Below are 932 nucleotides of genomic sequence, written 5' to 3'. Positions count from 1 at the left end.
TGCCCATTGCCGTCGGGCAATTGACATGATCTTCCATGGCCGCTCCTGCAGTGTTCGCCAGGCGTAGCAGCAGTGGTCGACGATATCCTCGTAGGACTTGAAGATGCGGTTGGAGAGCCAGTTATCCCTCATGAACTGCCAGATGTTTTCGACTGGTATCAGTTCGGGCGATTTCGGCGGCAGAGGCAGGATGGTGATGTTTTCGGGGACGGCAAGGTTGTTGGACATGTGCCATCCTGCCTGGTCCATGATGAGAATGGCGTGCCCGTCCTCAGTGATGTTTCTGGCGATTTCAATCAGATGCTGGTTCATGGCATGGGTATCGCACCATGGCATGACGAGGGCGGCGGCCTTGCCGTGCTGAGGGCAGATCGCGCCGAAGATATAGGCCGAGCGGGTGCGCTGGTCGTGCGGCGCGGATGGCCTTGATCCACGCTTGGCCCAACGGCGGGTGATCTTGTTCTTCTGCCCGATACGGGCCTCGTCCTGGAACCAGATTTCGATCACTTTGCCCTTGGCGGGACCTGCGGCGATTTCTGCCACAGCGGCGGGGAAGTTTTTTTAAATGCCTCAGCCGCCTCGGCATCCTGTGCATGATGTTTCGGGCGAGCCGAGAGCTTGCGGTAGCCCATTGATCGCGCTTCGCGACCCAAGGTCTCCTCACTCACCGAGACCCGGAACGCTTCCCAAATCCACTGGGCCAGATCACACAGACGCCAGCGAACGACACCGTCCAGATAAGGCGTGGGGCCGCGCTCGATGGCTTGTGCCAGGGCAGTGCGCTGATCTTCGTTCAACAGCGACGGCTTGCCCGGAGCCTTTCCGTTGATCAGCCCGTCGGGACCGCGTGCGTTGAAGCGCACCACCCAGTCGCGCACGATCTGAACTGTCACGCTGCCGATCCGAGCAGCATTTGCGCGAGAGCCGCCATC

1 pseudogene is annotated in these 932 nt (G+C 60.3%); it reads right to left on the bottom strand.

The annotated features are described in order from the left end of the window. A pseudogene (locus tag ACPYOP_RS32905) lies at window positions 1-932 on the bottom strand (IS630 family transposase); the annotation flags it as partial.

This window comes from Rhizobium sp. KNZ2-6A (genome assembly GCF_056755475.1).
The sequence above is the reverse complement of the archived record's forward strand: the minus strand, read 5'-3'. Positions and strand labels throughout refer to the sequence as shown.